Here is a 24,800-nt window from a genome sequence, read left to right on the forward strand (position 1 = left end):
GGCAGAAGATGAATCATTTCGATATACTTGGCCGCAGCATTGCCGACCCAGTTGTCGAGTCTTACCTGGCCGAGCACGAAAAGCTGGTCCCTACCGATTTTCGTACGAATGCGGAGATGGGATTTTTCGGCGGCTTCGACAGCGGGTTCGGCCTGCAGGTGGATAGCCTTTCCGCATATAGTACCCAATTCGAAGAGGTACGGTCGAGAAGCCTGCCGGACGATGAAGAAAGGATCGTCTCCCGGCTGTCATTTTCCGGACTGGATGCGATCAGGGCGGTGCAACGCGCCTATCCGGCGGCGCTGCCATTTGGTTTGACGTTTGAAGACAGCAGCGACGTCGTGGCTGAGAAGCTCAGGACGGGTCCGTTTAGGGAAGCCAAGAGCAGCACACTGCCAGAATATTCAGCCGAACGCTTCGATCATTCCTATGCTGTTGGCAATATTGTCGTGATCGCAAAATATGACGCGGACTTGCGATTGATGGCGGTTTACCTGATGCCGGCTGACCGCACCATGCTCAGGGCCACCCGCCGGAAGGCGTCCTTGCCCAAGCAGAAGATCATGCCTGGCAATGTCGATAAGGTCGAAGCATTGCGAGGCCAGATTCCGACGCCACGCTGGCGGAGATCAATGGTCGAGGGAGACGAGCTTTTCAACGAAGCCGATATCGCCGTAGCTGAAGCGGCACTGAATGCGTTCGTCGACACGGTGAAAGCCGCTACCAGCCAGCGGGATGCGCAGGCTATCCAAGCGGCGGTCAAGGACATCGTTCTTGCGATCAATGAGATCAACGGCAGAAGCGGGATGATCGAAACACTAGAGCGCGACGAACTTGGTGTCCTGATTGACGCGGTGGTGAGGGCGTCAGGCTTCAGCCTCCCGGATGATGAAGATATCACCGCACAATGGCGGGAGTGGTAACGGGATGCGTGTCGCGGAAATCCTAAGTTTTAGAACACTTCACCCGCCCATTGAAATGATTGCGATTTTTCTGTTGCAAAAGTCAGGCGCAAAAGTAAGGTTATGCGAACGATTTTTGCAACGGATATGACATGCTTATTGGATATGCTCGGGTCTCCACCGACGACCAGAACCTTGAACAGCAAAGAGCTGCTCTCACTGAGGTCGGTTGCAAGAAAATCTATGAGGAGAAAGTCTCCGGTGCAAAACGCGATCGGGTACAACTCGAACGCATGCTTGATCAGTTGCGTGATACCGATGTGGTGGTGGTCACCCGCTTGGACCGATTAGCGCGCTCAACGCGTGACCTCCTCGACATCGCCGAGAGACTGAACGTACTCGGCGCTGGATTGCGTTCAATCGCTGAGCCATGGGCGGATACAACGTCGCCAGCCGGGCGAATGGTGCTGACTATCTTTGGAGGCATCGCCGAATTTGAACGCGCGCTTATTCACCAACGGACAAGCGCCGGACGATCAATTGCCAAGCAGAAAGGTGTCCGTTTCGGACGGCCACCAGCACTAAAGACCGAGCAAATTGTACTTGGACAGAAGCTCCTAGACGAAGGCAATTCACCCCGTGATGTCGCCAAGGTCCTCAACGTTCACTCCTCAACCATTTACCGTGTGCTTCGCAGCTCGATTTCCAGCTCGGATTGAGCTGCAATCCCAGCTGTTCGCCATCCGTTCTAACTTGCCGTATGATTCCGCACAGTTCTTGTCGCTGCCCCATTGTAGCCCAAATTGCTGAATTGACCGGCGTGTTGCCGGGCGTGGGCTGCTAATGCGAAATAATTAATCTATTCTGAAGCTTACCGAAATTTTCAAGGATGTTGGAGGTTCATATCCCTTCAAGGCGTTACGGAGCTCAATTGCTGCGGGTGAGAAGCAGGACCCTGAATCTTGACTGGTTATCTGGAATGGCTCACGGGTGTTCATTCCTGACTCATACACAAAATCAATGACACGCAAACAACGCTGCACCGGTTATTGAAAGTTGCGGATGGTATCTACGGTGCACGTTTTTCGCCGTAATCCGCCTCCTGTGGCAAGGAGAGTGTGTGCAATCAATGCGTCGCAACGAACGCATAATAATAATGCAATTCCATCATGTACTAAGAGAATATAGTCTTTATAATTTTGGGTATGGGACAATCAGCAATACGTCCCTTTACCTTCCCAATCCAAAAGCCATAATTTACGTCAATGCTGTCAATGCCATGTTCATTTATAGATATTCTCAATTCTTTTAGAAAGTTGTCAATATTGCTATCTAGTTCAATATACTCAACAGAACCGTCACGATTTGTGATGCTCTTGCCTAGCTTGAAATCTCCAGTACCAACATTATAATCTAATAATATACGGCATCACTCAATTTTCTGCCAACACTCTTCGATAAGTCAATGTCATTTTCATCATAGGAAACCGCTGCAATGATTTGTGCAAAGAAAATGTAATCGATCTCGCCTTCCTCATAGAAGGAATCGATGACGTCTCTCTCGCGATTTTTCATTGGGCCACCCTCACGGTTTTATATCAATTTCAAATGGTGTTCCTATGCTCGGAAACAAATCAAATTTCGCGCCTCCTGTCTTGGAGGTAAATTGCCATCCAACGCGTGCTCCAATGGTTCCCTAGCGTAGACACTGCTTCATGCTTTTAAAAGCCATGAGTGCTGGCTAAACTCCTGAGCAAATAGCGAGTATATAGCTTATGAAATTGGATTATCCGCTGCTTGGCCTCATCAAACACTGCGAAACGGTCTGCGAGGCAGCTTGCTGTGGTCGTGATGCATTTGACTTTTCCCCAATTCATATGGCGTCGTTCTTGCTACGATATAATTGCGGGATCGACGCAGATCAGATTGAGCAGATAAAATCCCAACTGAGGAACCTCAAGAGGGAGAGCATAGACGCAATAAAAAACGACAAGGCGATAACAATAGCCGAAATGAATCAGATTTTTACCGGAGAACAACTCGCTGAACTTTGCTCTGAATTATCTGATAATTTACTACTTGTTCCGGAAATAGTTTCGTTTGCGGAAAAGCTTTTGGAAAATCTGTCGGAATCGGAGAGTGATTAACTCATTCGGAACACTGTTGCTATGGATAGTTATTGATGAATTGCACAATTAAGAAGATCGATTGTTCCGAAATCTTGGACTGGCCGTCTTTCCATGATGTTTTCATTTCTGCTTTTGGTTTTCCAGACTTTTATGGGAGAAATCTCAGCGCTTGGGTCGACTGCATGACCAGTTTGGATGACGACTTCTCAAGTTTCGTGGTCGAAAGAGGAAAGATGGTTGTTTTACAACTCGATCACGGACAAAAACTGAAAGACCGCTCGCCAGAAATTTGGAATGCAATCTTAGAACTTGCGGCGTTCGTAAACTATCGACGTCTAGAATGCGACCAACCGCCGATTTTGATTGTCTCTTTTTACTTATAATTGAGGGTTTTAGAGGTGCGCCCCGATTGCATAGCCAATGTTGACCCAGTGAAATCCAAGACATATCGCATCGGTCAGCCCTTCAAACACACCTTGAAGCGACACCAATCTGGAAAGTCGCCGTTAAAAACGAAGAAATCCTCTAGGTACTTTAGTCCTGCGACCTGGAGCCGTCTAACAAATTCGTCGGCAGCTTCCCCTCCGAATAACGGGCCAAAAGACACGATATCGTCGCTAGTGTCTAAAGGAGGAGACTGTTCCATTAGCTCACACAGTTTTTCCAGATTTATCTCGGCGTGTTTTAAGCTTTCTCGCCGAATTATTATTCCGTACTCGCAAGTTGCTTCAATTAATGTCATTCTCCAGATCCTGAGCTTTGTGTGTCCTGCACCCGTTGCATTACTTGGCTCCACCTCCGCTTTCCCGTCGTATTAATTGGCGCCCGCGATACGACAGAATCAAGGCGCTGTCATATTGTGTAAAGGAAGTTTTGCTGAGGCGACCAAGTGAATTTCAGGCCCGTTTAATCGCCGAAGCGTTCCACTGAAGCAGTCAGCAATCTAGCTGTCTACTTGTGGCGCTGTTGAGGTCGCACTTAAGGTCACTTCGACTTCAAAGCAGTCTTGTCCACGTTCGAGGCTTCGCACTCCGAAAGCAAGATGATCGCCGCGTAGCCTCGTCTACGATTTATTGTTCAAATCACCGCCGGCGACGGTACTGACCATTGCCAATTATGCGCAAGCAGCATCTTGGCGGGTGCATCGGCATTACAGCTGTGCTGTACAAATGGGGTTGCGCCATGACGTCCCAACCGCATGTTTAAATAATCGTTCCTTGAGATGACATCGGCCCAGACGGCCCTCGATACATATCATCGCTCCCGACTTTCCGTTTCAAGTATGCCCCCTCAGCCTGGCGCCAGGCGAACCCATTCGCCGTCTTCTGCTCGACATTAGGCGACACCGCTTCCATCGCATGGAAATTACGTGTCGGACTCGAGTGCCGTCCTGGCGGGTAGCGACACGTAGTTCTCATCGGATGCTTTCCATCGGTATGTCCCTGTTCCGATGGGCGCATAGTCATCATTGAGTTTTCGAACGCTGCAGGCAGCCGTGTAGAACTTCCGATGCAGAGCCTGCAAACCGGAGGAACGCGCCATGATCCTGCATCTTAACATCAAGAAATGCATGCAGGCACAAGTCTTCCCGCAATGCAGCTATATGCGATCTGCTAATCTTGGGGATCATCAGATCCCGCCGAAAAATGTGTCAACACAAGCGATTTGGAACACTCGTGAGAGTTCCGTCTGGTACGGTTCATGTGCATGCTCGCTTCAAGGCCCAAACCGCGGAAATCAGCCAGAAATCAACGTTCCCATAGAACCGAACATGACTGCAGGTTCCTGCATAAGAGTCCTTCGTACGCGCGCAGGCAACCGAACTCCGTCACAATAACGCACACTGGACAATTCGTGGGATGCTACCAATAATACGTTTCAAGAATGTATGTTGTCGGAGAATCCATGGGTCTCGATCTCATTGTAGAAGGGTGTGTGAAAGCGGGGCACGAAAGGGAGTGGTGGCGGCTTATTGAGCAAGCGTTTTCGGGCAATGTCTTGTCCGACACGGAGATCGCTCGGTTCAACGAGATTAGCAGCCCTGGGTACGAAAACATCGGTGCTCCACGTGTCGGCTCCGACCCCGCAGCAGATGAATGGATAATCAAGGCTCAGAGAGCGCAAACACCAGAGCAGATCGCGCAAACCTTGATGGATTTCCAAGGATACTACGTTCTGCAACTCATCGAGTCCGACGGCCTGCCGATGTATTCCCACGCCGGTATGTATGAGGGGGTAGATGAGACGAGTTTCAGGGGTTCATTTCTGGAGGATTGCATGAACGTAATCAGTGATCAGATGCTGGCTGCCGCTTGGGAACACAAGCTACCAGAAGCTGCGTTGAAATATGGGCGAGCGCTTTTAGAAGCTGCAGATGTGGCCGAAGATTCGCCACGGGTACAACGCAGAAGTTTGCTCTCGCGTCTCACTTTCTCCAAACCAGCAGACACGCTTCTGTTGCAACAACAATTAGACATCGTTCGCGCCGCCGGGCGTTGGTACATTTTCTGGGGCGAACGCGGTCATCCGATCAGAGCCTATTTCTGAGAATTCAAGCTTTACTACTGATCCCGATCCCAACGCTTTGCATTGCAAGATTTCTCAATGGGCTGAAAGTAGACTTCGGCAGTTTATCCATCACACACAATTCCAAGGCGTCAGCGCGTCGATCTGGCGCTGCCTTTGCTCATTGACGATGGCGGCACGCCCGCTCATTGAACCAAAAAAAGGCGAGCCCTGCTTGCGAGATGACTGGGCTGGTCAGTTTATCCGCTTCAGTGTGTTTGGCGAGAATGGCGCTGGCCCGGTTCGGGCCTCACGTTTGCACTGACGACTGCTTTTTATGATTTGGAAGTAGCTGATAAACGCCATATTCGAGACCACTGAAACGAGTTCTCGAATAGAGTTTCAGTTTTACCACTGCAGGACCAGACGCACCCATGACCGCCGAAACATCAATAGTATGCCGGTCCCCTAGAACGGTTGAAAGTGTCATCGCCCCAATCGCTGTTAATAGCGTTCGAGCTGTGTTCTCTTCAAAATGGCTTTGGGTCATCAGTTCATATCGAAAGAGTCCATCTGCACTACGACGCTGCTGCTCGTACATAGCGAGTTCCGAAGTGAGAAAGATTTTCTTGTTTGGTGCGAAGCGAAGGTTAACAGGTCCGCCAGCATTGAAGCCGACAACTGAGGTCAGAGTTTCTGGAGCCAGTTGAACACCAGACTTCTCTTCCACTGACGCAAAAAGCTGCGAATAAAGTTGGTTTGTAGCCGCCTGATCTGCTTTAGCAGTCTTCCACGGCAGAAGTTTAGCGAGCCAATTCATTTGGAACAACCAGTGGGTTTCATCTACAAGGAGTGACGGTGACTTATTGAACCGAATTAGCCAATTCGACCCGTTTTTTTGTTGTCTAAATACGTGAACAGGATGAAGGATTTTCCGCGCGTGTCATGTGCTCCGAGTGCCTCTTTCGCTTTTTTCCAACGCCGTTTCTGGATCTGTCGCGTCAAATCGAATTGCAAAATACCCCCCTCCAATTTCATGATCAACAAGAGTTGCAACGCCTTTCACGGATACTTCAAGCGTGTCTTCTAAGGGGTGGAGGTCAAACGTTTCACCAGAAACACCGAAGGCATCATCTGAAAGTTTGATATTGAGGACCATGGTAGCGGCGATATTATTAGAAAGGGCGGTACCATTTTCAAGTGATACAACAAGTAGGGGAGAAATCAAAGACAATAGAAAGCGAAACGTTCCCAAACCTTGATTAACACGAAATCATTTCGGCTATCTTGTTCAAGAATAAAGATGAATACCATAATTGTTGCGGCGCTCCAGCACTATTATGCCCACGTACTCCATGAAATGATCGCTTCGCGCTTTGCTTCGGTCATCAGTGCGCAATTCTCTCGCTATTGACGCGATAGTTCGGCTCAAAAGGCATTCAACGTTTAAAAGTGTGAGTAGCGAAAGGTCAATTTGCAAGAAGCAGACTTGAAATGCAATCACTGACGACAATGGACTTGAAGCTGTTGAGCGGACGAATATAGTTCCGCTGCGAACAAGGGACGACAGAGTTGCGGAGGATCGAGCATGAAAGACTTCGGGTTCTCAGATTGTATGGGGCCGCAGCTGCGTGAATTCGTCGAGCAGCAACTCTTAATCGATCTATGCCACTATCTGTCGCCCGAGATGCACGTCAATCTTGCGGATTTTAGCTTCGATTGGAGCGATAGCTGTATCGAAGGGCACAGGGCAAGCTGGCTAGATGGAGCAATCGAAAACTTTAGTGGGATTGTGATACTTGATCCGAAAAAGAACGTGATTGTCGAAGGCTGGATGGATTTCGTCGAGACTGATACTGGCTTGGAAGTATTCTGGTGGTCTTTGCACGGTCGTTGTGTCAAAACGCGCAACAGGGCGAGGAACGAGGTGCCGAGCCACATTTGGGATCGGCTCAGCGATAGAATGTGCGGAAGTTGCATTAAGTCTGCCACTGAAACTGACAACTAATCATGATCTGTGGACAGCAGCTTCGCCCTGCTCATGTTCAACGCTATATTCTATTACAAGTTGGAGAATGTGTTGCTCTGCCCCGTCTATGGCCCAATCTGTTGATTGCCGCTGAGAACTGACCCAGTTTGGGCGGATATTTCCATTTAGAATTGACCCATGTTTGAACCTTCCCTCGTTTGTTTTTCAGCGAGGGCTATGGAGTGATCGACATGGCATTATTGAGCGTTATCCGCCGGTGGCATTACCGGGACGAACTATCGATCCGCGAGATTGCCCGACGAACGGGCCTATCGCGGAACACCATCCGCAAGTATCTGCGTCTCAATGGCGTTGAACCAAAATTTCAGGTTCCGGACAGGCCAAGCAAACTCGACCCATTTTCTGACCGACTGACCACGTGGTTAAAGTCGGAAGATCGCAAACCTCGCAAACAAAAGCGCACGGTGAAGCAGATGCACGCTGACCTTGTCGCTCTGGGCTATGAGGGATCATACAGTCGCGTTGCCACCTTTGCCCGCGAGTGGAAGGCCGATCTTCATATGCACAACCAGACATCGGGTCGAGGTACGTTTGTCCCTTTGAGCTTTGAGCCTGGCGAAGCATTTCAATTCGACTGGTCAGAAGACTGGGCAATTATCGGCAGTGAACGGACAAAGCTTCAAGTCGCCCATACGAAGCTAAGTTATTCCAGAGCTTTTATCATTCGTGCTTATCTCACACAGTCCCATGAGATGCTGTTTGACGCTCACAACCATGCATTCCGTGTGCTTGGTGGCGTTCCACGGCGTGGCATTTATGACAATATGCGTACAGCCATCGATAAGGTCGGTCGAGGCAAAGAACGGGACGTCAATATTCGCTTTCAAGCCATGGCCAGCCATTATTTGTTTGAACCAGACTTCTGCAATCCTGCATCGGGTTGGGAGAAGGGACAGATTGAGAAGAATGTTCAGGATTCTCGGCATCGGTTCTTTCAACCAGCTCCACGATTTGCTTCACTGAATGAATTGAACGACTGGCTGGAGGAACGTTGCAGGTTTTTCTGGGCAACGACACAGCATGGCAAAATGCGCGGCAGCATAGCCGATCTTTGGATGGAGGAAGCTCAGGCTCTCATGCCCGTTTCCCGACCTTTTGATGGCTTTGTCGAATATACCAAGCGCGTATCACCGACCTGCCTCGTTCACTTTGATCGTACGCGTTATAGTGTTCCAGCATCCTTTGCCAATCGTCCAGTAAGCCTGCGTGTCTATCCTGATCTTGTCGTGGTCGCTGCCGAAGGGCAGATCATTTGCGAGCATTCACGCATCTTCAATCGCTCTCACGAAGCACCAGGTCACACTGTCTATGAGTGGCGGCACTATTTGTCGGTCGTTCAACGAAAGCCCGGTGCATTGCGCAATGGCGCTCCTTTCACGGAGCTTCCTGAAGCGTTTCGCACACTCCAGTTTCATCTGTTGAAGAAGCCGGGCGGCGATAGGGAAATGGTCGATATCCTTTCCCTCGTCTTACAGCATGATGAACAGGCCGTACTTATGGCAGTCGATATGGCACTGAAGTCGGGAGTGCCGACAAAGACCCATATCCTCAATTTGCTTCACCGTTTGGTCGACGGCAAATCTCTCATTCCACCCCCGATTAATGCGCCGCAGGCACTTACCCTTAACAATGAACCCAAGGCCAACGTCGCACGCTATGACACCTTGAGAAAGGCGGAGGCTCGTCATGCGTCATAATCCAGCGAGTGGTGCTATCGTTATCATGCTGCGGCAATTAAAGATGCATGGCATGGCACAAGCAGTTGGTGAACTCACCGAACAAGGGTCACCAGCATTCGAGGCAGCTATTCCAGTTCTTTCTCAGCTGCTAAAAGCCGAAACGGCGGAGCGTGAAGTCAGATCAGTTGCCTATCAGCTCAAAACTGCACGCTTTCCAGCCTACCGTGATCTGAACGGCTTTGACTTCGATAGCAGTGAGATAAACGAGGCATTGGTCCAGCAGCTGCATCGCTGTGACTTTCTCAATGATGCAAACAACATCGTTCTGGTTGGTGGACCCGGCACGGGTAAAACTCATATCGCCACCGCTATTGGAGTACAGGCGATCGAGCACCACCACAAACGTGTCCGGTTCTTCTCAACCGTTGAACTTGTGAATGCACTTGAACAGGAAAAAATCCAGGGCAAATCGGGGCAGATCGCCAACCGACTCATTTATTCCGATCTCGTCATTCTTGATGAACTCGGATATCTGCCATTCAGCGCATCAGGTGGCGCACTTCTATTCCATCTGCTCAGCAAACTTTACGAGCGCACGAGCGTCATAATCACCACCAATCTCAGCTTCAGTGAATGGGCAAGCGTGTTTGGTGATGCCAAAATGACGACCGCATTGCTCGACAGGCTCACTCATCACTGCCACATCCTTGAAACCGGAAATGATAGCTTTCGGTTCAAAAACAGTTCCGCACAAGAAACAAAACGACCAAAGGAAAACACGAAACTTGACCGCGAATAAAAACCCGAACAATAATTAAAAGGCGGGTCAGTTCTCGGTGGAAATTCCGGGTCAGTTCTCAGCGGCAATCAACATTCGGAGGTCCCGATGCCCCAGACAAGCTACAAGATCAGCGAAGCCCGCAAGAATTTCGCCGAAGTCCTCGATCGCGCCAACCAGGGCGAAGAGATCGTCATCATGCGTGGCAACGAAGTTTACGCCCGCATCGGTCCAGCAGCGGACGGTGGCAAGCGCCCTTTTGGCCTGTTGCGCCATCGTGGCCTGCCCGACAACCTGTTCGATACAGTTGATGCAGAGCAGGCGGCGATCGATGCCGGAGACTGGAATGATGATACCGGCGTCTGGCAAGGCAAATCCAACAATAGCGAAAACACGCAATGAAAATCCTGCTCGACAGCCACGCCGTCTACTGGTGGACAATCGGTAGTGATCGCCTGTCCACGAAGGCACGATCGCTGATCGAGGAAAAGGCAAATGCTATCCTCGTCAGTGCGATCACGTTCTATGAGCTGGACAACGAGATGCGCCTGAACAAGCTTGATCTCAAGCCCCAGGAACTGCGGGCAGCCGTCACGGAAAGCGGCCTGCAAACACTAGCCATCACCGATCTGCATGCCGAACTTGCAGCAAATTTTGATTGGGAACATCGCGATCCGTGGGACCGGATTCTTGCCGCTCAGGCGCGGCTTGAGCACTGCACTTTTATCTCGACGGATCTGGCGTTCGACGCGATTCTGCATGAGCGCGTCTGGTAAGGGCAGTGGCGGTGAAGGTATTCGTGGACATTGCCGAGGCGGCGGAGCGATTTGACGAACTGATTGACTTCGTTTTGCGCGATGACGAGGTTGTCATCTGTCGAGCTGGCGATCCTATTGCCGCGATCGTGCCAATTTCGCAAAACGGCCAGGGCACATGGGATGAAGTCTGGGCGCTGGCGCTTAAGGGAAGGCCTGCAAACACGCACCAGACTTCGAACCACGATGAACTATATGACGAGAACGGACTGCCGAAATGAGCAGCTCGTCGTCAGGTTCGATTGAAAAACGCACCGAGACTTTAGATACGATAGCGGCTGTTCTGCCGCTGAACCGCCGCGACATGCTTGCTGGTATTCTGACCGATCAGGACGTCGAGACGCTACGCCATCTGGTCAATGAAGGCACGGGCGAAAACACGCTCCGCGCGCTGACCTCGGATCTGGCCTATCTCGAAGCCTGGTCGATGGCCGCAACCGGCACCCCCCTTCCCTTCCCGGCGCCCGAAGCCCTGTTGCTGAAATTCGTCGCCCATCATCTGTGGCAACCGCAGCAGCGCGAGATCGAGCCGGATCACGGCATGCCGGCAGGCGTAGAAGAAGAATTGCGCCAGCAAGGCTTTCTGCGTGTATCCGGACCGCATGCGCCGGCAACCGTGCGTAGGCGGCTTGCTAATTGGTCGACGCTGACACGCTGGCGCGGTCTGGAGGGTTCGTTTTCGTCGCTGGCCGTTAAATCCGCCCTCCGGCTTGCCGTTCGAGCCGTTAACCGGCCGCGAAGCCGCAAGAGCGCTAGCGCCATCACCGGCGACATTTTGAGCAAACTGCTTGCAACGTGTTCGGGCGATGATCTGACCGCGCTCCGCGACCAAGCAATCCTGATGGTGGCCTTTGCCTCGGGCGGTCGCCGTCGCAGCGAAATAGCAGGCTTGCGAACGGAACAACTCGTCAAACAGCCGCCTGTCGCCGATGAGGACGGCTCCGCCCTCCCCTCGCTTGGCATCCATCTCGGTCACACCAAAACCAGTGGCGGCGATCAGGACGAGATCGTTTATCTGACCGGTCGTCCCGTCGAAGCCCTCACCCGTTGGCTGGAAGCGGCCAAGATCGACAAGGGCAGCGTGTTTCGAAAAGTCGATCGCTGGGGCAATGTTTCCGTACGGGCGCTTGAACCCAGCGCTGTCAATAGGATCGTCAAGCAACGCGCACAAATGGCTGGCCTGGATGCAAGGGAATTCTCTGCGCACGGTCTGCGCTCCGGCTATCTTACCGAAGCGGCCAATCGCGGCATTCCGCTCCCCGAAGCCATGGAACAATCACGCCATCGCTCGGTGCAGCAAGCATCCGACTATTACAACAACGCCAAACGGCGCAGCGGACGAGCGTCAAGGTTGCTTTGAAATCCAGCCCAGATGTCAGAAATCGGGGTTAAGAGGCGACCATCCGCACGCGGGCTCGACCACGTGATTGCTGTCATTCTACAATTTGGCGCCATCGCCATCGTTCTTGATAACTCTTTGCTTTTTGAACGAAGAGCTCAGGCCTTGGATTCCGTGGGTTCATACGCAACTGGCCCAAAGAAAGATCGTCCATGCCATCGGTCGCATAAACTTCAAGGGTCTGAACGTTAATCCCGACACAGGTGCCAGAGATGAGATAAAGATCGATGCCAGAACGCGTTGATTGGAGGGGCGGATACTCACCCCCAAAGCGCTTACTGTACCAGAGGTGCACTCTTGCTTGATTGCGAACTTCAACGTGAATTGGCAGGTCCGCTACCGCTTCCGATACACTTCGAATGACGCGATCTTCGGCCTCCCAAGTCAAGTCGTCATCGTCGTAGTAGAAGATGTCATAATCTTTGATTCCCCAGTCAGGGTCCCGGCCAGACATCAGGTTCCATACAGTTTGGAACAAACAACCCGCAGTCAGATAGCATTGTCCCAGTTTCAAGCTGGCAAGACGACGAAGCAACTCCCTGTTGAAAGGGTTGCTTAGCACGCTAGTATAGAAATTTTGTTCGTCCATGAGTTTACATGGACCACGAACGGAAGGTTTTCGTCAATTGGACGTTGACGACAATTGTCTGCGTTGCGATGGACTGAAAACTATAACCGTTTCCGACCCCATCTCGGTCGGAACTGCGGCTTTGGTGTTTGGACAGTGACGGCATTCCTGTCGTGGAGCATTCTGTTCCTATATCCACTGTAGCGACGTTCGGCTCTCTGGCTTGGCGTTGGTGATATACTGGTAACTAGACCTACGGCGGTCACGCTTAGTCATCGTGCAGCCTGACATCTCGCGCTGCGGCACAGTCAAATTTATTGAGGAGTTTCACGCAGATGGATGCCACAGTCTCCTGCAGAACCCTTACGCCATCAACGAGCCAGGCAAGTTCTTCACCGGTGATTTTGTAATCTTGTGAATACCGGGCACCTATATAAGCCCGATCAAGGTGGTCAAAACAGCGTTTCGCAAAATGGCTATTGTCGGACCAGACTTCCATTAGTTGAGGCGCAATTTGCTCCGCATGGGATCGCAGGAAAGCAAGTCTATGGGATTTGAGATTATAGTTTGTTTGGACATGTAATATGCAATGATAAAGCCTCTCTACTGTCTGATGCAGATCAAAGGCCGCTTCTCTATAAAATCCACGCTCTAAGGCCTCTCTTGCAAGTTCGAAGCGATGTCCGGCGCTAGAGAACCAGTGGTCGAAGTTTCGATGCATTTCAATCCTGATGTTCTCAGGGTCCGGCGGTAATGGGTCCACGAGAAAAGATCCATGGGCTTCGTAGAGCATGATCCCTTTGCGGACGATATCACCGAAGAAAGGTGAGCCGTTAGCGAGTTGATCATTGATGTCCATGATGGAATGAACAATGAAATTGACGCGTGTGAACAGATGTCCGGTGACTGTCAGTTCGCACAGAAGCCGTTCTCGGGCCCGCTTCCAGATACGCGGACGAACAAAACAATCAGAGTTGACAATAATGAGCAGATTAAGATCGGCGTGCAAGTTGCTTTCTGAGCGGGCCCGCGGGCTTTCGCGGTGCTCGACTTTTGCATCGCCACCGCTTACAGGAGGACCCAAAAGAACCAGTTTGAGAATACGCCCCCCTTTCTTTTTTTCCGACAGCTTGTCCTTCTGTGCATCTTCAAATTCGTCAAAAAGAATCCGTATGACGCGTCTCAGTTCAAGGCATCTATTGCGGCCAAGGTGATGTAGCCGTTCAAAGAATGTGTCATGAGAAGCAGCTTCCAATTCAAGCCTGCGACGAGTGCTTTTCATGACGGTGCACCACTGGCTTGGTACTGTTTTAACCGAATAATGTCATTGAGTGCCGAGCGAATTTGAGGCCATGGGAACTCTGAACAATCGTCCCAGACGCTGCCTTCGCGCAACGCAGCGTCCAGCTTGGCTTCGACGCCAGCCAGCGATGTTGATGAAGTGGTGGCCATGATGTCGAGAATATTCGCCGCCCGGTCGGCAGCTTCGTGTTCGGCTTTCACCGTGGCTGAATAGCCTATTGCCCGATCAGCTTCGTCCCACCGCAACTGATTTGCTGCAAACTCGGTTTCCGCTCTTGAGCAAGCTGCTCTTTCATTGGGAACACCGTCGAATATTTCGCGGATAGCTGTGAGTGAATATGCGGTTACCCATTCGCCATCCGACAGTTCAATTTTTGCACAGGGATAGTCAAGCGTTTCAGCGAGCTGCTGCTCGAGAGATTGTGCCTTGCGGACATGGCTTTCCATCAAAAGGTGAGTTTCTTGCCATTGGCGCCAGAGCGCCAGCACCGGGTCGGACGATCCTTCAATCTCAATTGTATCGTTCGCAAAGGCATCGAAGGTTAATGCTCCGAGCGCAATTGCAGTTCCCGTTAATATTTTCCTGCGGGTGACGAAAGGCAAAGTCGTGCTATTGTCAGAATCAGCCATGACCTGAGCTCCCAAAAGCTTGGTTGTGGTTAGTAGGTCGGACTGTGACAGCAGTTCGGCCTACGTTCGCACGTGCATTGCACGTACAATCGATCATGCCCCTGAAAAACCAATCCGTCAAGTCAGGTGAAACAATGACAAAAAAGCCATTTACGACCCGTCTTGATCCTGAGGTGCTTGAATTGGCGCAACAACTTGCCAAGTCGGAAAGACGGTCGATAACGGCGATCATCGAATTGGCCTTGATGGAATACGCTCAGAACCACCCGCTCCAAGATTCAGGACGAGATCGATCGATGGCTGGTCATTAGCTAGAATTGATTTTGAAAGACCGCGCGTAGACCGGCAAAAGTGGACGAAACTTTGGTGGAAGTCTTGATGCAGCCGTTGGATAAAAAGTTTATCGCTCCCGGCTGCTCTGGTTCGTTGATCGTTCGCGTGGCGCTGGGGTGGGGTGGGGTACGCGTGACCTTGCGAGAAATGCGAATGTATCCCCCGATAGCATTGCGCGATTGGAACGAGGCGAGCATTTAAAATCTTCGACCATCGATGATATCCGACAAACCTTCCAATCTGCTAGTATCGAGTTTATTTCCAAGGAAAACGGAGTAGACGTTCTGCTGCATGGAGAGGGCCGGTAATCCCCCCAGGATGTACTATGCGATTCACACAATTCCCGCTGATATTCGTGCACCGTATTTGATCTCATAATAACGCCTGAGGCCGCGTGAGAGCGTTGCGGGGCCAGGCTTGCCGTAGTAGCCGGTCCAAGCTCCAAGCCTTGCGATGATCCAAGTGGCAAAAGCCAACGTGTCCGGCGGATGAGGATTTTTCTGGCGTGCGGTTGGAGCCTCGCCTTCGTAGTCCTTACAGATTGCGAGAAGCAAAGGCCTGTCATCAGGATCAAAGGCATCGACGAGTGCCTGACCGGAAGGATTGTCGCGGGCGCGCAGCATCTGGGTGACCGTCACTGCAGCAATGGCTGCAAGGGCAGCGAAATTCATGAAGACCTTCGGGTCACTCATCCTGGCATTCTCTATCTTGAACCCCGCCGACTTCAGGGTGCGGAAATATTCTTCGATCAGCCAGCGCTTGCGGTAAAAATCCAGCATCAGATGGGCCATGCAAAAGTCTTCAACCTCATGGCTGGTGAGCAAGCGCCAGTGGATGGGCTCTGCACCATTCGGGGGATCAATTTCACAGATATCAACCAGATTAAGTTTGACCATCTCAGGCAAGCGTTTGAGGTCAAGGCTTGGCATGCCGCGTTCCGGTCTCTTGATCGTCACGGGGCCGAAGCGCAGCGCCAGACGCGCCTCTCGGATTGGCCTGCCAGGACTGGCGGGGATCGTGACATTTATGCGTTCAGCTTCCGGCAAACGGGAAGCATATCCAAACAACTTCTCGCCGTTAACAAGGTTGCGGTTGGCACTGGCTCGGATCAGCACCTGCACATTCTCAGGCTTCAGTGCAAAATCCTCATAAAGATCGCTTTCCCTGTCTGAAACGACCGTGATGCGCAAAGCCTTGGCCAAAACCTCGCTGGCCCGCCTTGCGCCATTGAGCCATTTCTGGGATTCCTTTTGCTCCAGGGGCCTGCGTGCGTGATGCAAGTCATTTCGTTTACCGCGGTTCCACACCGCAATGTCGGCGAGACCCACCAACTCACCACTCATTGCATCGACCGCCAGCACAGGATGCAGCAGAACTCCGCCCAGAAAGCCACCACGACCGACTGGCCCAAAACCCGCCTTGCGCAACTTCGGCCCGCCCAACACAATCTCGCTGGTGTCCTGGATGGCCAGAATATCGCGGCCTGCGACACGCTCCCCAGTTCTATTGCCTGCCGCTTCGCTCAAAGCTGCAACTGTCACCGAGGGATTGCGTAAAAATCGCCCAAAGCCAACCTCGCCGCGCCGCTGGCCTTTAGCAAGCTCATGAATACATGAGCCTGGCCGAGCCACCAACGCCTCATGGCACCACGTCCCCTTTTTTCTAGCCGCAGATCGCCAAATCTGCCGACTGAAAACCGCTTCAATTCAATACCGTTGATGCCTACCTCAACCTCCTGAGCAAATCAGCACTCAGTGAATCAGTCTTTTACAAGAAATGCTAGTTGCTCAGAGATGTGTGCATTAGATAGGTTAAAAATGGGCGGATTACCAGAAGTTGACGATCCATCGTCTTTGAGCTTCTTTAATATATGCGTTTATTTTCGAGCGCATTGATGAATAGTTGCCAATACAAAATTTTTCAAACTATAAAGATGCAACGCAGTGGCTTGCTGCGTCTCAGGGGGCAATGATGGCGCGACAATTCTCCAACACTAGATCTTTTGAAACGTGTTTTTCAGCCCTGAAACGTTCATCCTGGCTTTCTCCTGTTTCTAGTCATCAGCTTTTGCGTATAGACCCGCCGAAAAAGTCGCGGTTTGTCATGCTCTTCAGCACAGTTGCACTGCTTTTCTTCTCGTCAGTTCCTGCTGCCTATTCTCAAACAACATCGACGTGGACGGGAAATGCGGATAACGCCTGGACAAACAACGGCAACTGGTCGGGAGGCATTTCTCCCGGGAGCAGTGATAGAGTATCGATAGAGACCCCGGTCGCGCTGAACCGTCAGCCGCACATTGAGACCGGCGTTGCGGCGCTGGCCGATAGCATTTATCTCGACCAGGGCAATAGTCTGACAGTCCGCGATGGCGGCAGTCTGATCACTAGTGACCTGATAAGCATTGGTGGCGCGACCAATGTGCCATCCTCTACAAGTTTATTGCAGGTTGTGTCAGGCGGTACGGTGGGAACAGACCGGCTGTTTATAGGTGATGGACTAAACAAGGGGGTGGCTCTCGTCACCGGAGTGGGCTCTACATTATCAGTTAATCTTTCGACGCCAATCGGCAGATTTGTCGTGGGGGCATGGGGAGACGGCGAAATTGGTGTGGCGAATCGCGGCGTACTATCCGTTAGCGGTGCCGGCCTTATTGAATTGGGTAATGATTATAATGGCCGTTCAGCAACAGGCACACTGCGTATCGGTGATACCGGTTCAGCTGGCACGGTTTCAGCGCAGGAAATCCGCTTCAACACATCGACCTCTCAGATCATCGCCAACTTTACGGATAGTTCAACCCTTAGCGCGAAGATTACAGGCTTTGGGTCGGTTATCAAGGATGGCGTCGGTACGCTGACACTGACGGGTAGCAGCAACTATACTGGCGGAACGGTCATTTCAGATGGAACTGTTTCCGTCAATCAGGGATCAGCTGTCATTGATGCACTGGGTACGGGCCTGATCACGCTGAACGGAGGACGGTTACACTCTGCTATGGGAAGTTCCACACTCAACAGCTATCTCGTTTCTGCCGGAACAACGGGCACGATCAGTACTGCAACAGGCACCGAACTCTGGCTCAATGGCGGATCGGGTCAAAGCTTTTCGCTGCAGGGCGATCTGATGATCGGAGCGAGTGACGGAGCAGGCGACGTTATCATGGACGTCATCGGTACAAATGCAGCTGGCAATTCGTCTATTACAGTTGCATATGGCCGCCTTGTTGATGGAAATGGGTCGTTGGGAAACCTCACGGGCTTCGCAGGGGCGACGCGTGTTGCTGTCGGTGCAACCATTGATTTCTCCGGCCATGGCGGCACAATTCGTAACTTGCAGGACGCAACGCCCGGAAATGGTGGCACGGTGTCATGGTCCAACGATCCTCTGACTGTAAATGGCGGCAGTTTCTCGGGCCAATTCGTAAATTCCCGAGGTGGCGAACTCGTCAAAGGGAGCACGGATACTCTCCTGCTCAATGGCGACAATTCAGGTTTTAGTGGTACGACGACAATTGAAGAAGGCAAACTGATCGTTGGTGATGCGAACCACAGCAGCGCTATGCTGGGCGGCACCATCTCCGTTTTATCCGGTGCCACACTTGGCGGTTATGGCTCAGTTGGAGCGACGACGGTTCAATCTGGCGGTATATTATCGCCGGGCAATTCCATTGGCGCGCTCACAGTCGATGGCAATCTGACGCTTAAGGCTGGTTCAGTCCTGGAAATCGAAATAGCCAGCAACGGCAACTCCGATCGCGTCGATGTGTCGGGAACTGCTACAGTTTCCGGTAGCAATGTCTCGGTCACGACCATCGATCTAGAATCCAGTTACCAGAATGGCCAACTCTATCATTTCCTGACGGCCGGCGGCGGCATCAGTGGTGAGTTTGCAGGCGTTGTGTCGAACTCAGCTTTTCTCGATATGAGCCTTGCCTATGGTGAGACGGCGGCAGATCTCAAAATCTGTCTGAAAACCGGTTGCCCCAAGCCTGTTGACCCGGAAATCCCAGGTCCCGGCACGCCTGAACCTGAAAAGCCCTCACCTGCCCTCTTTACGACAGTAGCTCAGACCCGCAATCAATATGCGACGGCCGGAGGACTGGATAGTCTGGCACAGACGGGTTCGCCACTTGCGCTCTATAACAGCCTGTTGATGCTGTCGGCCGATGAGGCGCGTAAAGCCTTCGACGGGCTTTCCGGTGAGGCTTACGCCTCCGCCAAAGGCGTTATAATCAACGACAGCCAGTTTATCCGCAATGCAGCCCTTGGCCGTCTGCAGCAGGCGTTTGGCGGTGCTCCGGCGAGCGCGATCAATGCCTCATCTTATGCCGGATCGCAAAAGGATGCTTCGGCTTCAGCCTTATCAATCGACACCGTTGCTCCAGGCAGCATTGCTGCGGTGCAAAATCTCTATACCGCCTGGGGCTATGCCTATGGCGCATGGACCAGACAAGATGACAATAGCAATGCCGGCAGCGTGAAATCGTCGGTCGGCGGCTTTGTCACCGGTATCGATGGCACCATCCTCGATACATGGCGTCTCGGACTTCTGGCTGGCTACAGCCATTCCAGTTTCGATATGAACGATCGTGCCTCATCGGGTAGCAGTGATAATTATACGCTCGGTGGCTATACGGGAACCGAATGGACGCTCAACAATGGCCATGCCTTGGCATTCAGGTCCGGTCTTGCCTATACATGGCATGATATCGACATGAACCGTTCTGTCGCCTTCCCCGGCTTTGCCGATAATCTGACCGGTGATTATGATGCGGGGAGTTTTCAGGTCTTTGGCGAACTTGGTTATAAGATCCACTACGGCAAAGCCCTCTTCGAACCTTATGCGGGGCTTGCCTATTTGCGGCTCAAGACCGATGGATTTGATGAAAAGGGCCAGACCGCTGCAGCCCTTTCGGTTCAATCCGGCACCATGGATACCAGCTTCTCGACGCTTGGACTTCGTGCATCGACAGAGTTCATTCTGGGCAGCATCACGGCAACGGCACGAACCGATATTGGCTGGCGACACGCCTATGGCGACATCACGCCTGTTTCCACTGCAAGCTTCAGCGGCTCCGATGCCTTCACAGTCTACGGTCTTCCGATTGCGGAAGATTCAGCTCTCATTGAAGCAGGACTTAACTTCAAGCTGACCGAAGACGCCACACTCGGCCTCTCCTATAATGGCCAGTTTGCATCAAGAGCTAAACAGAACGGCTTGAATGCAAAGCTAAGTGTGGGATTCTAGCTTCTGGCACGCAAGCTTCTGAACGCCAGAAGTATGGCCCGAAGCAGTTGTTATGAGCTGATGTGCTTGCATCTGAAGCAGGATGGGAAGCAGACCGCCGACTTTTCATGCTGAGGGTCCGCTAAGCGGACCGCCTTAACAAGGCAACGGTGAGAACCTCGGATAGTCAATGTACCCCTCTGGACCTTCGCCGTAGAACGTATCCTTGTTCGGTATGTTCAGGGGTAGGCCCTGCAGAAGGCGTTCTGCGAGGTCGGGAGTGGCGATGTAGTCGCGCCCAAATGCCAGCGCGTCGGCAATGCCGGCTTCTATAAACCGCTCGCCGTCTTCCTGGGACATAAGTTCGTTGGCAATGACCGGGCCACCAAATCGGCGCTTGATCTCGCCGAGCAAACTGTCTTCGGCTTCGATCTCACGGACAAAAATGAACGCGAGCTTCCGCTTCGCTAGTTCGTCGGCGACGTGACCGAAGATCGCGCCGGGATTGCTGTCGCCCATGTCGTGTTCCTCGCCACGAGGCCGGAGATGCACTCCCACACGATCAGCACCCCACACCTCGATCACTGCATCCACGATTTCGAGGAGGAACCTAGCGCGGTTCTCTACCGAGCCGCCATATCGATCGGTTCGTTTGTTGGTTTTGTCCTGCAAAAACTGGTCGATGAGATAGCCATTGGCCGCATGCAGTTCGACCCCGTCGAATCCAGCCACCTTCGCCTGCTCGGCGCCCCGGCGAAAATCATCGACAATTCCAGCAATTTGTAGGGTTTCCAGTGCACGTGGCACCGGATATGATCGCTTCGGCCGTAGCGACGAGACATGCCCAGTCGCAGGGATCGCACTGGGTGCTACCGGAAGTTCGCCGTCGAGGAGTTCGGGGTCGGAGATGCGGCCAACGTGCCACAGCTGCAGAAACATGCGGCCACCGGCTTCGTGGACCGCTTGGGTGACGTGTTTCCACCCCTCCACCTGTGCACCGTTCCAAATGCCGGGTGTGCCCCAATAGCCGACGCCTTGAGGAGACACGGAGGTCGCTTCGCTCAGGATCAAACCGGCTCCAGCTCGCTGCCGATAGTATTCCGCCATCATGGCGTTCGGAACGCGCTCGACGCCAGCGCGCTTGCGGGTGAGCGGTGCCATGATGATGCGGTTGGGCAGCTCGAGGGCGCCAATCTTCAACGGATCGAACAAACGGGACATCTGCAACTCCTTTGGACGGAGAGCAGATATAACCGCGCGCAAACATGGCGACAATTGCGCTTTTATTCGCCAAATCGTATACTTGAGGATGTCAATCGAGGCGCGTAGGATGGCTATCACAAACACTTTCGCTGGCGTCGAAGTCTTTCTCAGCGCGGTAAGATCCGGGTCGTTCACTGCGGCTGCCGCTCGGTTTGGTATTACCAAGTCAGCGGCCGCCAAATCGGTGGCGCAACTCGAAAGCCGGCTTGGCGTCAAGCTGCTGCATAGGACGACACGGCGGCTGTCACTGACACCGGAGGGCGCGGCTTATCTCGAGCAAGCCGAGGCCGCACTTGATCAGCTACGTTCGGCGGAGGACGCTGCCCGCTCGAAGGCAAGTACGGTGCGGGGTATACTCCGTGTAGATATGCCGGCGGCATTTGGTCGTCTGGTCGCCATGCCGGTCTTGCTTGATATCCTCAGGGCACACCCCGATCTACGCCTGGCAGCGAGCTTTTCGGACCGAATCATCGATCCGGTGGAGGAAGGAGTGGATCTGTGCCTTCGGTTCGGCGAGCTGCCGGACCGCGCCGACATCGCTGCCCGCCCCCTAGGAACACAACGCTTGCTTCTTTGTGCAGCGCCCAGCTATCTGGAAGCGCACGGGGTGCCGGTGAACCAGAATGACCTGCATCGTCACGCCTGTATTTTGGGAAGCCAGCCTGAGCGACCAACTTCCTGGCGCTTTCTCGACGAGGAGAACCGTATCCTGTCTTTTGACCCGCCTGCAACCTACCAAGCCAGCGATGGCGAGGTTATCATCGCAATGGCAACAGCAGGCTTTGGTTTGTGTCAAATGCCGCAGTCACTTGTTCAGTCTTGCATCGATAGGGGTGAGCTGGTCGTGGTGCTACCGGATCGTTGCCGTGTGCGGTCTCCGTTCAATGCGGTTTGGCCAGCAACCCGCACCATGCTGCCGAGGGTCCGTGTTGTAGTGGACGAACTCGTTCGTCGAGCTGGCGCGGGAACTCTGTAGGGCCGGCACCATCGCCAATTGGATTCTGCTTCAAAAGCAACTGACAGCGAGCCCGAACGTCTCTATTTAAGATCGAAGGCTGCTGTCCGGCCGGCCCGAACACTTGCCGGGCGCCCACTTTATTGTCGCGGTGCAAAGACCAGCACAACAGCAATCAGAACTAACAGTGGACCCATCCATTTAAATTGCCGAACAAGATGGTTGAACCATTCCTGATGGCTGCTGAATTTGATGTGGCCAAAGCCGACCACACTCATCCATATGCCCGCAGCAAACATTATCACCTGATCAATGTATTGCACAACACGTCCTCCTCCCAGCGCGTTGAAGGTATCCATCACCGACCACCTTAAACGAGGCGAGTGCGATTTACATCTTCAGGTTAAACTGCAGATGGGCGGAGCAGTTCTTGACTATGCATCAGAACTCACGGTAGGGCACTCGCTCGCAAAACAGGCATTTTGTTGCCGATGGCTGCTTAGACTACAAACCCGCATTAACGGTTATCGGAGGATAGCCATCTCATACCACAAATTTGCCATCTCCTCAGCCGTTTGCTATATTGCTCTATGTTCAAAGAGGAAAAGGCAATGTCCGAACCACAGCTGTCTGTGCGTAGCACCAAAGCACGCGATCTCGCCCATTCTCTGGCCAAACGCACCGGTCAGCCGATCAACAAACTCGTCGAGCGGGCGTTGGAGCGCTATGATCAGGAATTGCGCCAGCAACAGGCGCTCACCCCCATGGACGCGCTGCTGGATTTGATGGCAGAAGGCCGGCGGGATGTACCAGAAAGCACGACCTCTGCACATGATGATCTTTATGATGAACACGGATTGCCGCGATGATCGCTATCGATACGTCGGTCATCTTGGCCATAGCCTTGCGCGAACCAGAAGCGGACCAATTCCAGCGGCTGGTGCGTCGTGAGGCATTGCTTATTGGTTGGCCAACGCTTTTGGAACTGCGCATGGTTCTCACAGGCAAGGGTTTTCTGAACGCTGCCGCCATTGTCGATCATCTTTCAGAACTACCCAATGTAACAGCCATTGCCTTCGATCAGGCGCATTATCGTGCTGCGGAAAGGGCCTTCGACCAGTTCGGAAAGGGCCGTCACCCCGCCGGTCTCAATATGGGCGACTGTTTTTCTTATGCTGTTGCCTCAATTGCCAAGGCAACGATTCTGTTCAAGGGACACAATTTCGGAAAAACCGATCTCAAGCTTCACGCTGAATCAGCGGCAGCACAACCATGACTGCAGACACCACCATCGAACGTCGCGCCGAAACACTCGACACAATTGCCGCTGTCCTGCCGATGCACCGTCGTGGTTTGCTGGCTGATGTTCTGTCCGATCGCGATGTTGAGACGGCTGCGGCATCTGGTCAATGAAGGCATGGGCGAAAACACCCTGCCCGCCCTGACCTCGGATTTGGCCTATCTAGAAGCCTGGGCAATCGCTGCAACCAGCAGTCCCCTCCCCTTTCCCGCGCCGGAAGCTCTGTTGCTGAAATTCGTCACCCATCCTCTGTGGCGACCACAGCAGCGCGAGATCGAGCCGGATCACGTCATGCCGAGCGACGTGGAAGTTGATTTGCGTCGGCAAGGCTTTCTGCGCGTCTCCGGACCCCATGCGCCGACAACCGTGCGTAGGCGACTTGCTAATTGGTCGACGCTCGCGCGGTCTTGAAGGTTCGTTTTGTCACCAGCCGTCAAATCGGCGATCTGCCTTGCGGTGCGCGCCATCAACCGACCGCAAAAGTGCTAGTGCCATCACAGGCGATATTCTAGCAAAACTCCCAACGTCCTGTGCTGCCGAGTATCTAACTGCCCTGCGCGACCAAGCAATCCAGATGGTGGCCTTTGCGTCTGGCGGGCGCCGGCGCAGCGAAAGTGCCAGCCTCAGAACGGAACAGCTTATCAGACAGCCGCCTCTCACCGATAAGCACGGCTCTCCTCTCTTGGCCTCCATATCGGATGTACCAAAACCACCGATCAGGACGAAATGGTTTACCTTACCGGGCGGCCTGTCGGAGCCCTCACCCGTTAGCTGGAAGCGGCACAGTCCCGCTATCGCTCCGTGCAGCAGGCATCTGACTACTATAACAATGCAAAACGGCGCAGCGGACGGGCGTCACGGTTGCTTTGAGTGCGTTTGCCGGAGATGGCGAAATCGGCGTTAATGGCCGGATTTTATCATACATTGATTGCGATACAGATCTAAAACATAACTGGTGTTCGGGAG

25 protein-coding genes and 1 pseudogene are annotated in these 24,800 nt (G+C 52.7%); 18 read left to right on the plus strand and 8 right to left on the minus strand.

Features of this window, described 5'->3' with window-relative positions; genetic code table 11:
- Positions 1-8 precede the first annotated feature (8 nt).
- The 5 genes from CES85_RS25095 to CES85_RS25125 all read left to right on the plus strand — a co-directional run bounded on the left by CES85_RS25095 (position 9) and on the right by CES85_RS25125 (position 5,578).
- Complete coding sequence (locus CES85_RS25095; RefSeq protein WP_095448503.1) at positions 9-923, plus strand: hypothetical protein; 915 nt, start codon at positions 9-11, stop codon at positions 921-923.
- A 131-nt stretch (positions 924-1,054) separates the two neighbouring features.
- Entirely contained in the window at positions 1,055-1,621 is a 567-nt protein-coding gene (locus CES85_RS25100; protein WP_095448504.1) for a recombinase family protein, read from the plus strand.
- Between the two features lie 1,056 nt (positions 1,622-2,677).
- Positions 2,678-3,049, plus strand: a complete 372-nt coding sequence (locus CES85_RS25105) for a DUF6331 family protein (RefSeq protein WP_095448445.1) — start codon at positions 2,678-2,680, stop codon at positions 3,047-3,049.
- Between the two features lie 35 nt (positions 3,050-3,084).
- Positions 3,085-3,414: a barstar family protein gene (locus CES85_RS25110; protein ID WP_095448444.1), complete on the plus strand. Its 330-nt coding sequence runs from the start codon at positions 3,085-3,087 to the stop codon at positions 3,412-3,414.
- A 1,522-nt stretch (positions 3,415-4,936) separates the two neighbouring features.
- Positions 4,937-5,578 (plus strand): hypothetical protein, encoded by a 642-nt coding sequence (locus CES85_RS25125; protein WP_095448506.1) that lies wholly within the window; start codon positions 4,937-4,939, stop codon positions 5,576-5,578.
- Between the two features lie 268 nt (positions 5,579-5,846).
- Here the strand turns inward: CES85_RS25125 and CES85_RS25130 are convergent, their stop codons facing one another.
- Both CES85_RS25130 and CES85_RS25135 read right to left on the minus strand, forming a co-directional pair.
- A complete protein-coding gene (locus tag CES85_RS25130) occupies positions 5,847-6,356 on the minus strand; it encodes a hypothetical protein (RefSeq protein WP_095448507.1) in 510 nt (169 codons plus the stop codon).
- A gap of 123 nt (positions 6,357-6,479) precedes the next feature.
- Entirely contained in the window at positions 6,480-6,770 is a 291-nt protein-coding gene (locus tag CES85_RS25135; protein ID WP_157743518.1) for a hypothetical protein, read from the minus strand.
- A 354-nt stretch (positions 6,771-7,124) separates the two neighbouring features.
- Here CES85_RS25135 and CES85_RS25140 point away from each other — a divergent pair, with 354 nt between their 5' ends.
- From CES85_RS25140 to CES85_RS25170, 7 genes are all read left to right on the plus strand, one after another.
- Positions 7,125-7,544 carry a hypothetical protein gene (locus CES85_RS25140; RefSeq protein ID WP_095448509.1) on the plus strand — a complete coding sequence of 140 codons (420 nt, stop codon included), beginning with the start codon at positions 7,125-7,127 and terminating at the stop codon, positions 7,542-7,544.
- A gap of 212 nt (positions 7,545-7,756) precedes the next feature.
- Positions 7,757-9,283 (plus strand): IS21 family transposase, encoded by a 1,527-nt coding sequence (istA, locus tag CES85_RS25145; protein ID WP_157743400.1) that lies wholly within the window; start codon positions 7,757-7,759, stop codon positions 9,281-9,283.
- Positions 9,273-10,064: an IS21-like element helper ATPase IstB gene (gene istB, locus CES85_RS25150; RefSeq protein ID WP_095447444.1), complete on the plus strand. Its 792-nt coding sequence runs from the start codon at positions 9,273-9,275 to the stop codon at positions 10,062-10,064. Before istA ends, istB begins: the two co-directional genes overlap by 11 nt.
- A gap of 87 nt (positions 10,065-10,151) precedes the next feature.
- A complete protein-coding gene (locus CES85_RS25155) occupies positions 10,152-10,445 on the plus strand; it encodes a type II toxin-antitoxin system Phd/YefM family antitoxin (protein ID WP_024897005.1) in 294 nt (97 codons plus the stop codon).
- Positions 10,442-10,819, plus strand: coding sequence for a type II toxin-antitoxin system VapC family toxin (locus tag CES85_RS25160; protein WP_095448510.1), 378 nt, complete (start codon positions 10,442-10,444; stop codon positions 10,817-10,819). The genes CES85_RS25155 and CES85_RS25160 overlap by 4 nt, the downstream gene beginning before the upstream one ends.
- Before the next feature lie 11 nt (positions 10,820-10,830).
- A complete protein-coding gene (locus tag CES85_RS25165; RefSeq protein ID WP_374844116.1) occupies positions 10,831-11,079 on the plus strand; it encodes a type II toxin-antitoxin system Phd/YefM family antitoxin in 249 nt (82 codons plus the stop codon).
- Positions 11,076-12,218 (plus strand): site-specific integrase, encoded by a 1,143-nt coding sequence (locus tag CES85_RS25170; protein ID WP_095448511.1) that lies wholly within the window; start codon positions 11,076-11,078, stop codon positions 12,216-12,218. Before CES85_RS25165 ends, CES85_RS25170 begins: the two co-directional genes overlap by 4 nt.
- A 73-nt stretch (positions 12,219-12,291) precedes the next feature.
- Here the strand turns inward: CES85_RS25170 and CES85_RS25175 are convergent, their stop codons facing one another.
- The 3 genes from CES85_RS25175 to CES85_RS25185 form a co-directional block, all read right to left on the minus strand.
- Positions 12,292-12,846: a nucleotidyltransferase family protein gene (locus CES85_RS25175; RefSeq protein ID WP_095448512.1), complete on the minus strand. Its 555-nt coding sequence runs from the start codon at positions 12,844-12,846 to the stop codon at positions 12,292-12,294.
- A gap of 247 nt (positions 12,847-13,093) precedes the next feature.
- Positions 13,094-14,107 (minus strand): HEPN domain-containing protein, encoded by a 1,014-nt coding sequence (locus CES85_RS25180; protein ID WP_095448513.1) that lies wholly within the window; start codon positions 14,105-14,107, stop codon positions 13,094-13,096.
- Complete coding sequence (locus CES85_RS25185) at positions 14,104-14,757, minus strand: hypothetical protein (RefSeq protein ID WP_095448514.1); 654 nt, start codon at positions 14,755-14,757, stop codon at positions 14,104-14,106. Before CES85_RS25185 ends, CES85_RS25180 begins: the two co-directional genes overlap by 4 nt.
- A 134-nt stretch (positions 14,758-14,891) precedes the next feature.
- Here CES85_RS25185 and CES85_RS27310 point away from each other — a divergent pair, with 134 nt between their 5' ends.
- Positions 14,892-15,068, plus strand: a complete 177-nt coding sequence (locus CES85_RS27310; RefSeq protein WP_157743519.1) for a ribbon-helix-helix protein, CopG family — start codon at positions 14,892-14,894, stop codon at positions 15,066-15,068.
- A 354-nt stretch (positions 15,069-15,422) separates the two neighbouring features.
- On the opposite strand, the gene CES85_RS25195 is transcribed toward CES85_RS27310, so the two are convergent.
- Positions 15,423-16,721: an IS4 family transposase gene (locus tag CES85_RS25195; RefSeq protein WP_244923323.1), complete on the minus strand. Its 1,299-nt coding sequence runs from the start codon at positions 16,719-16,721 to the stop codon at positions 15,423-15,425.
- Positions 16,722-17,193: 472 nt separating this feature from the next.
- Between CES85_RS25195 and CES85_RS25200 the strand changes: the two genes are divergently transcribed.
- Positions 17,194-20,337 (plus strand): autotransporter outer membrane beta-barrel domain-containing protein, encoded by a 3,144-nt coding sequence (locus CES85_RS25200; RefSeq protein WP_095448516.1) that lies wholly within the window; start codon positions 17,194-17,196, stop codon positions 20,335-20,337.
- Positions 20,338-20,472: 135 nt separating this feature from the next.
- Here the strand turns inward: CES85_RS25200 and CES85_RS25205 are convergent, their stop codons facing one another.
- The gene (locus CES85_RS25205; RefSeq protein ID WP_095448517.1) at positions 20,473-21,537 is read right to left on the minus strand and encodes an alkene reductase; all 1,065 of its coding nucleotides are present in this window, start codon (positions 21,535-21,537) and stop codon (positions 20,473-20,475) included.
- 109 nt (positions 21,538-21,646) lie between these two features.
- On the opposite strand from CES85_RS25205, the gene CES85_RS25210 reads away from it, so the two are divergent.
- Complete coding sequence (locus CES85_RS25210; protein WP_095448518.1) at positions 21,647-22,555, plus strand: LysR family transcriptional regulator; 909 nt, start codon at positions 21,647-21,649, stop codon at positions 22,553-22,555.
- A 119-nt stretch (positions 22,556-22,674) separates the two neighbouring features.
- Here CES85_RS25210 and CES85_RS25215 read toward each other — a convergent pair whose 3' ends face one another.
- On the minus strand, positions 22,675-22,893 hold the full coding sequence (locus CES85_RS25215; RefSeq protein ID WP_095448862.1) for a hypothetical protein: 219 nt from the start codon (positions 22,891-22,893) through the stop codon (positions 22,675-22,677).
- Positions 22,894-23,145: 252 nt separating this feature from the next.
- Here CES85_RS25215 and CES85_RS25220 point away from each other — a divergent pair, with 252 nt between their 5' ends.
- The 3 genes and pseudogenes from CES85_RS25220 (at position 23,146) to CES85_RS25230 (ending at position 24,704) form a co-directional block, all read left to right on the plus strand.
- Positions 23,146-23,403, plus strand: coding sequence for a type II toxin-antitoxin system VapB family antitoxin (locus CES85_RS25220; RefSeq protein ID WP_095448519.1), 258 nt, complete (start codon positions 23,146-23,148; stop codon positions 23,401-23,403).
- Positions 23,400-23,810, plus strand: a complete 411-nt coding sequence (locus CES85_RS25225) for a type II toxin-antitoxin system VapC family toxin (protein WP_095448520.1) — start codon at positions 23,400-23,402, stop codon at positions 23,808-23,810. Before CES85_RS25220 ends, CES85_RS25225 begins: the two co-directional genes overlap by 4 nt.
- Positions 23,807-24,704: pseudogene (locus CES85_RS25230) on the plus strand (integrase). Before CES85_RS25225 ends, CES85_RS25230 begins: the two are co-directional and overlap by 4 nt.
- The last annotated feature ends 96 nt before the right edge of the window (positions 24,705-24,800 follow it).

This window comes from Ochrobactrum quorumnocens, assembly GCF_002278035.1.
Taxonomy (GTDB): domain Bacteria; phylum Pseudomonadota; class Alphaproteobacteria; order Rhizobiales; family Rhizobiaceae; genus Brucella; species Brucella quorumnocens.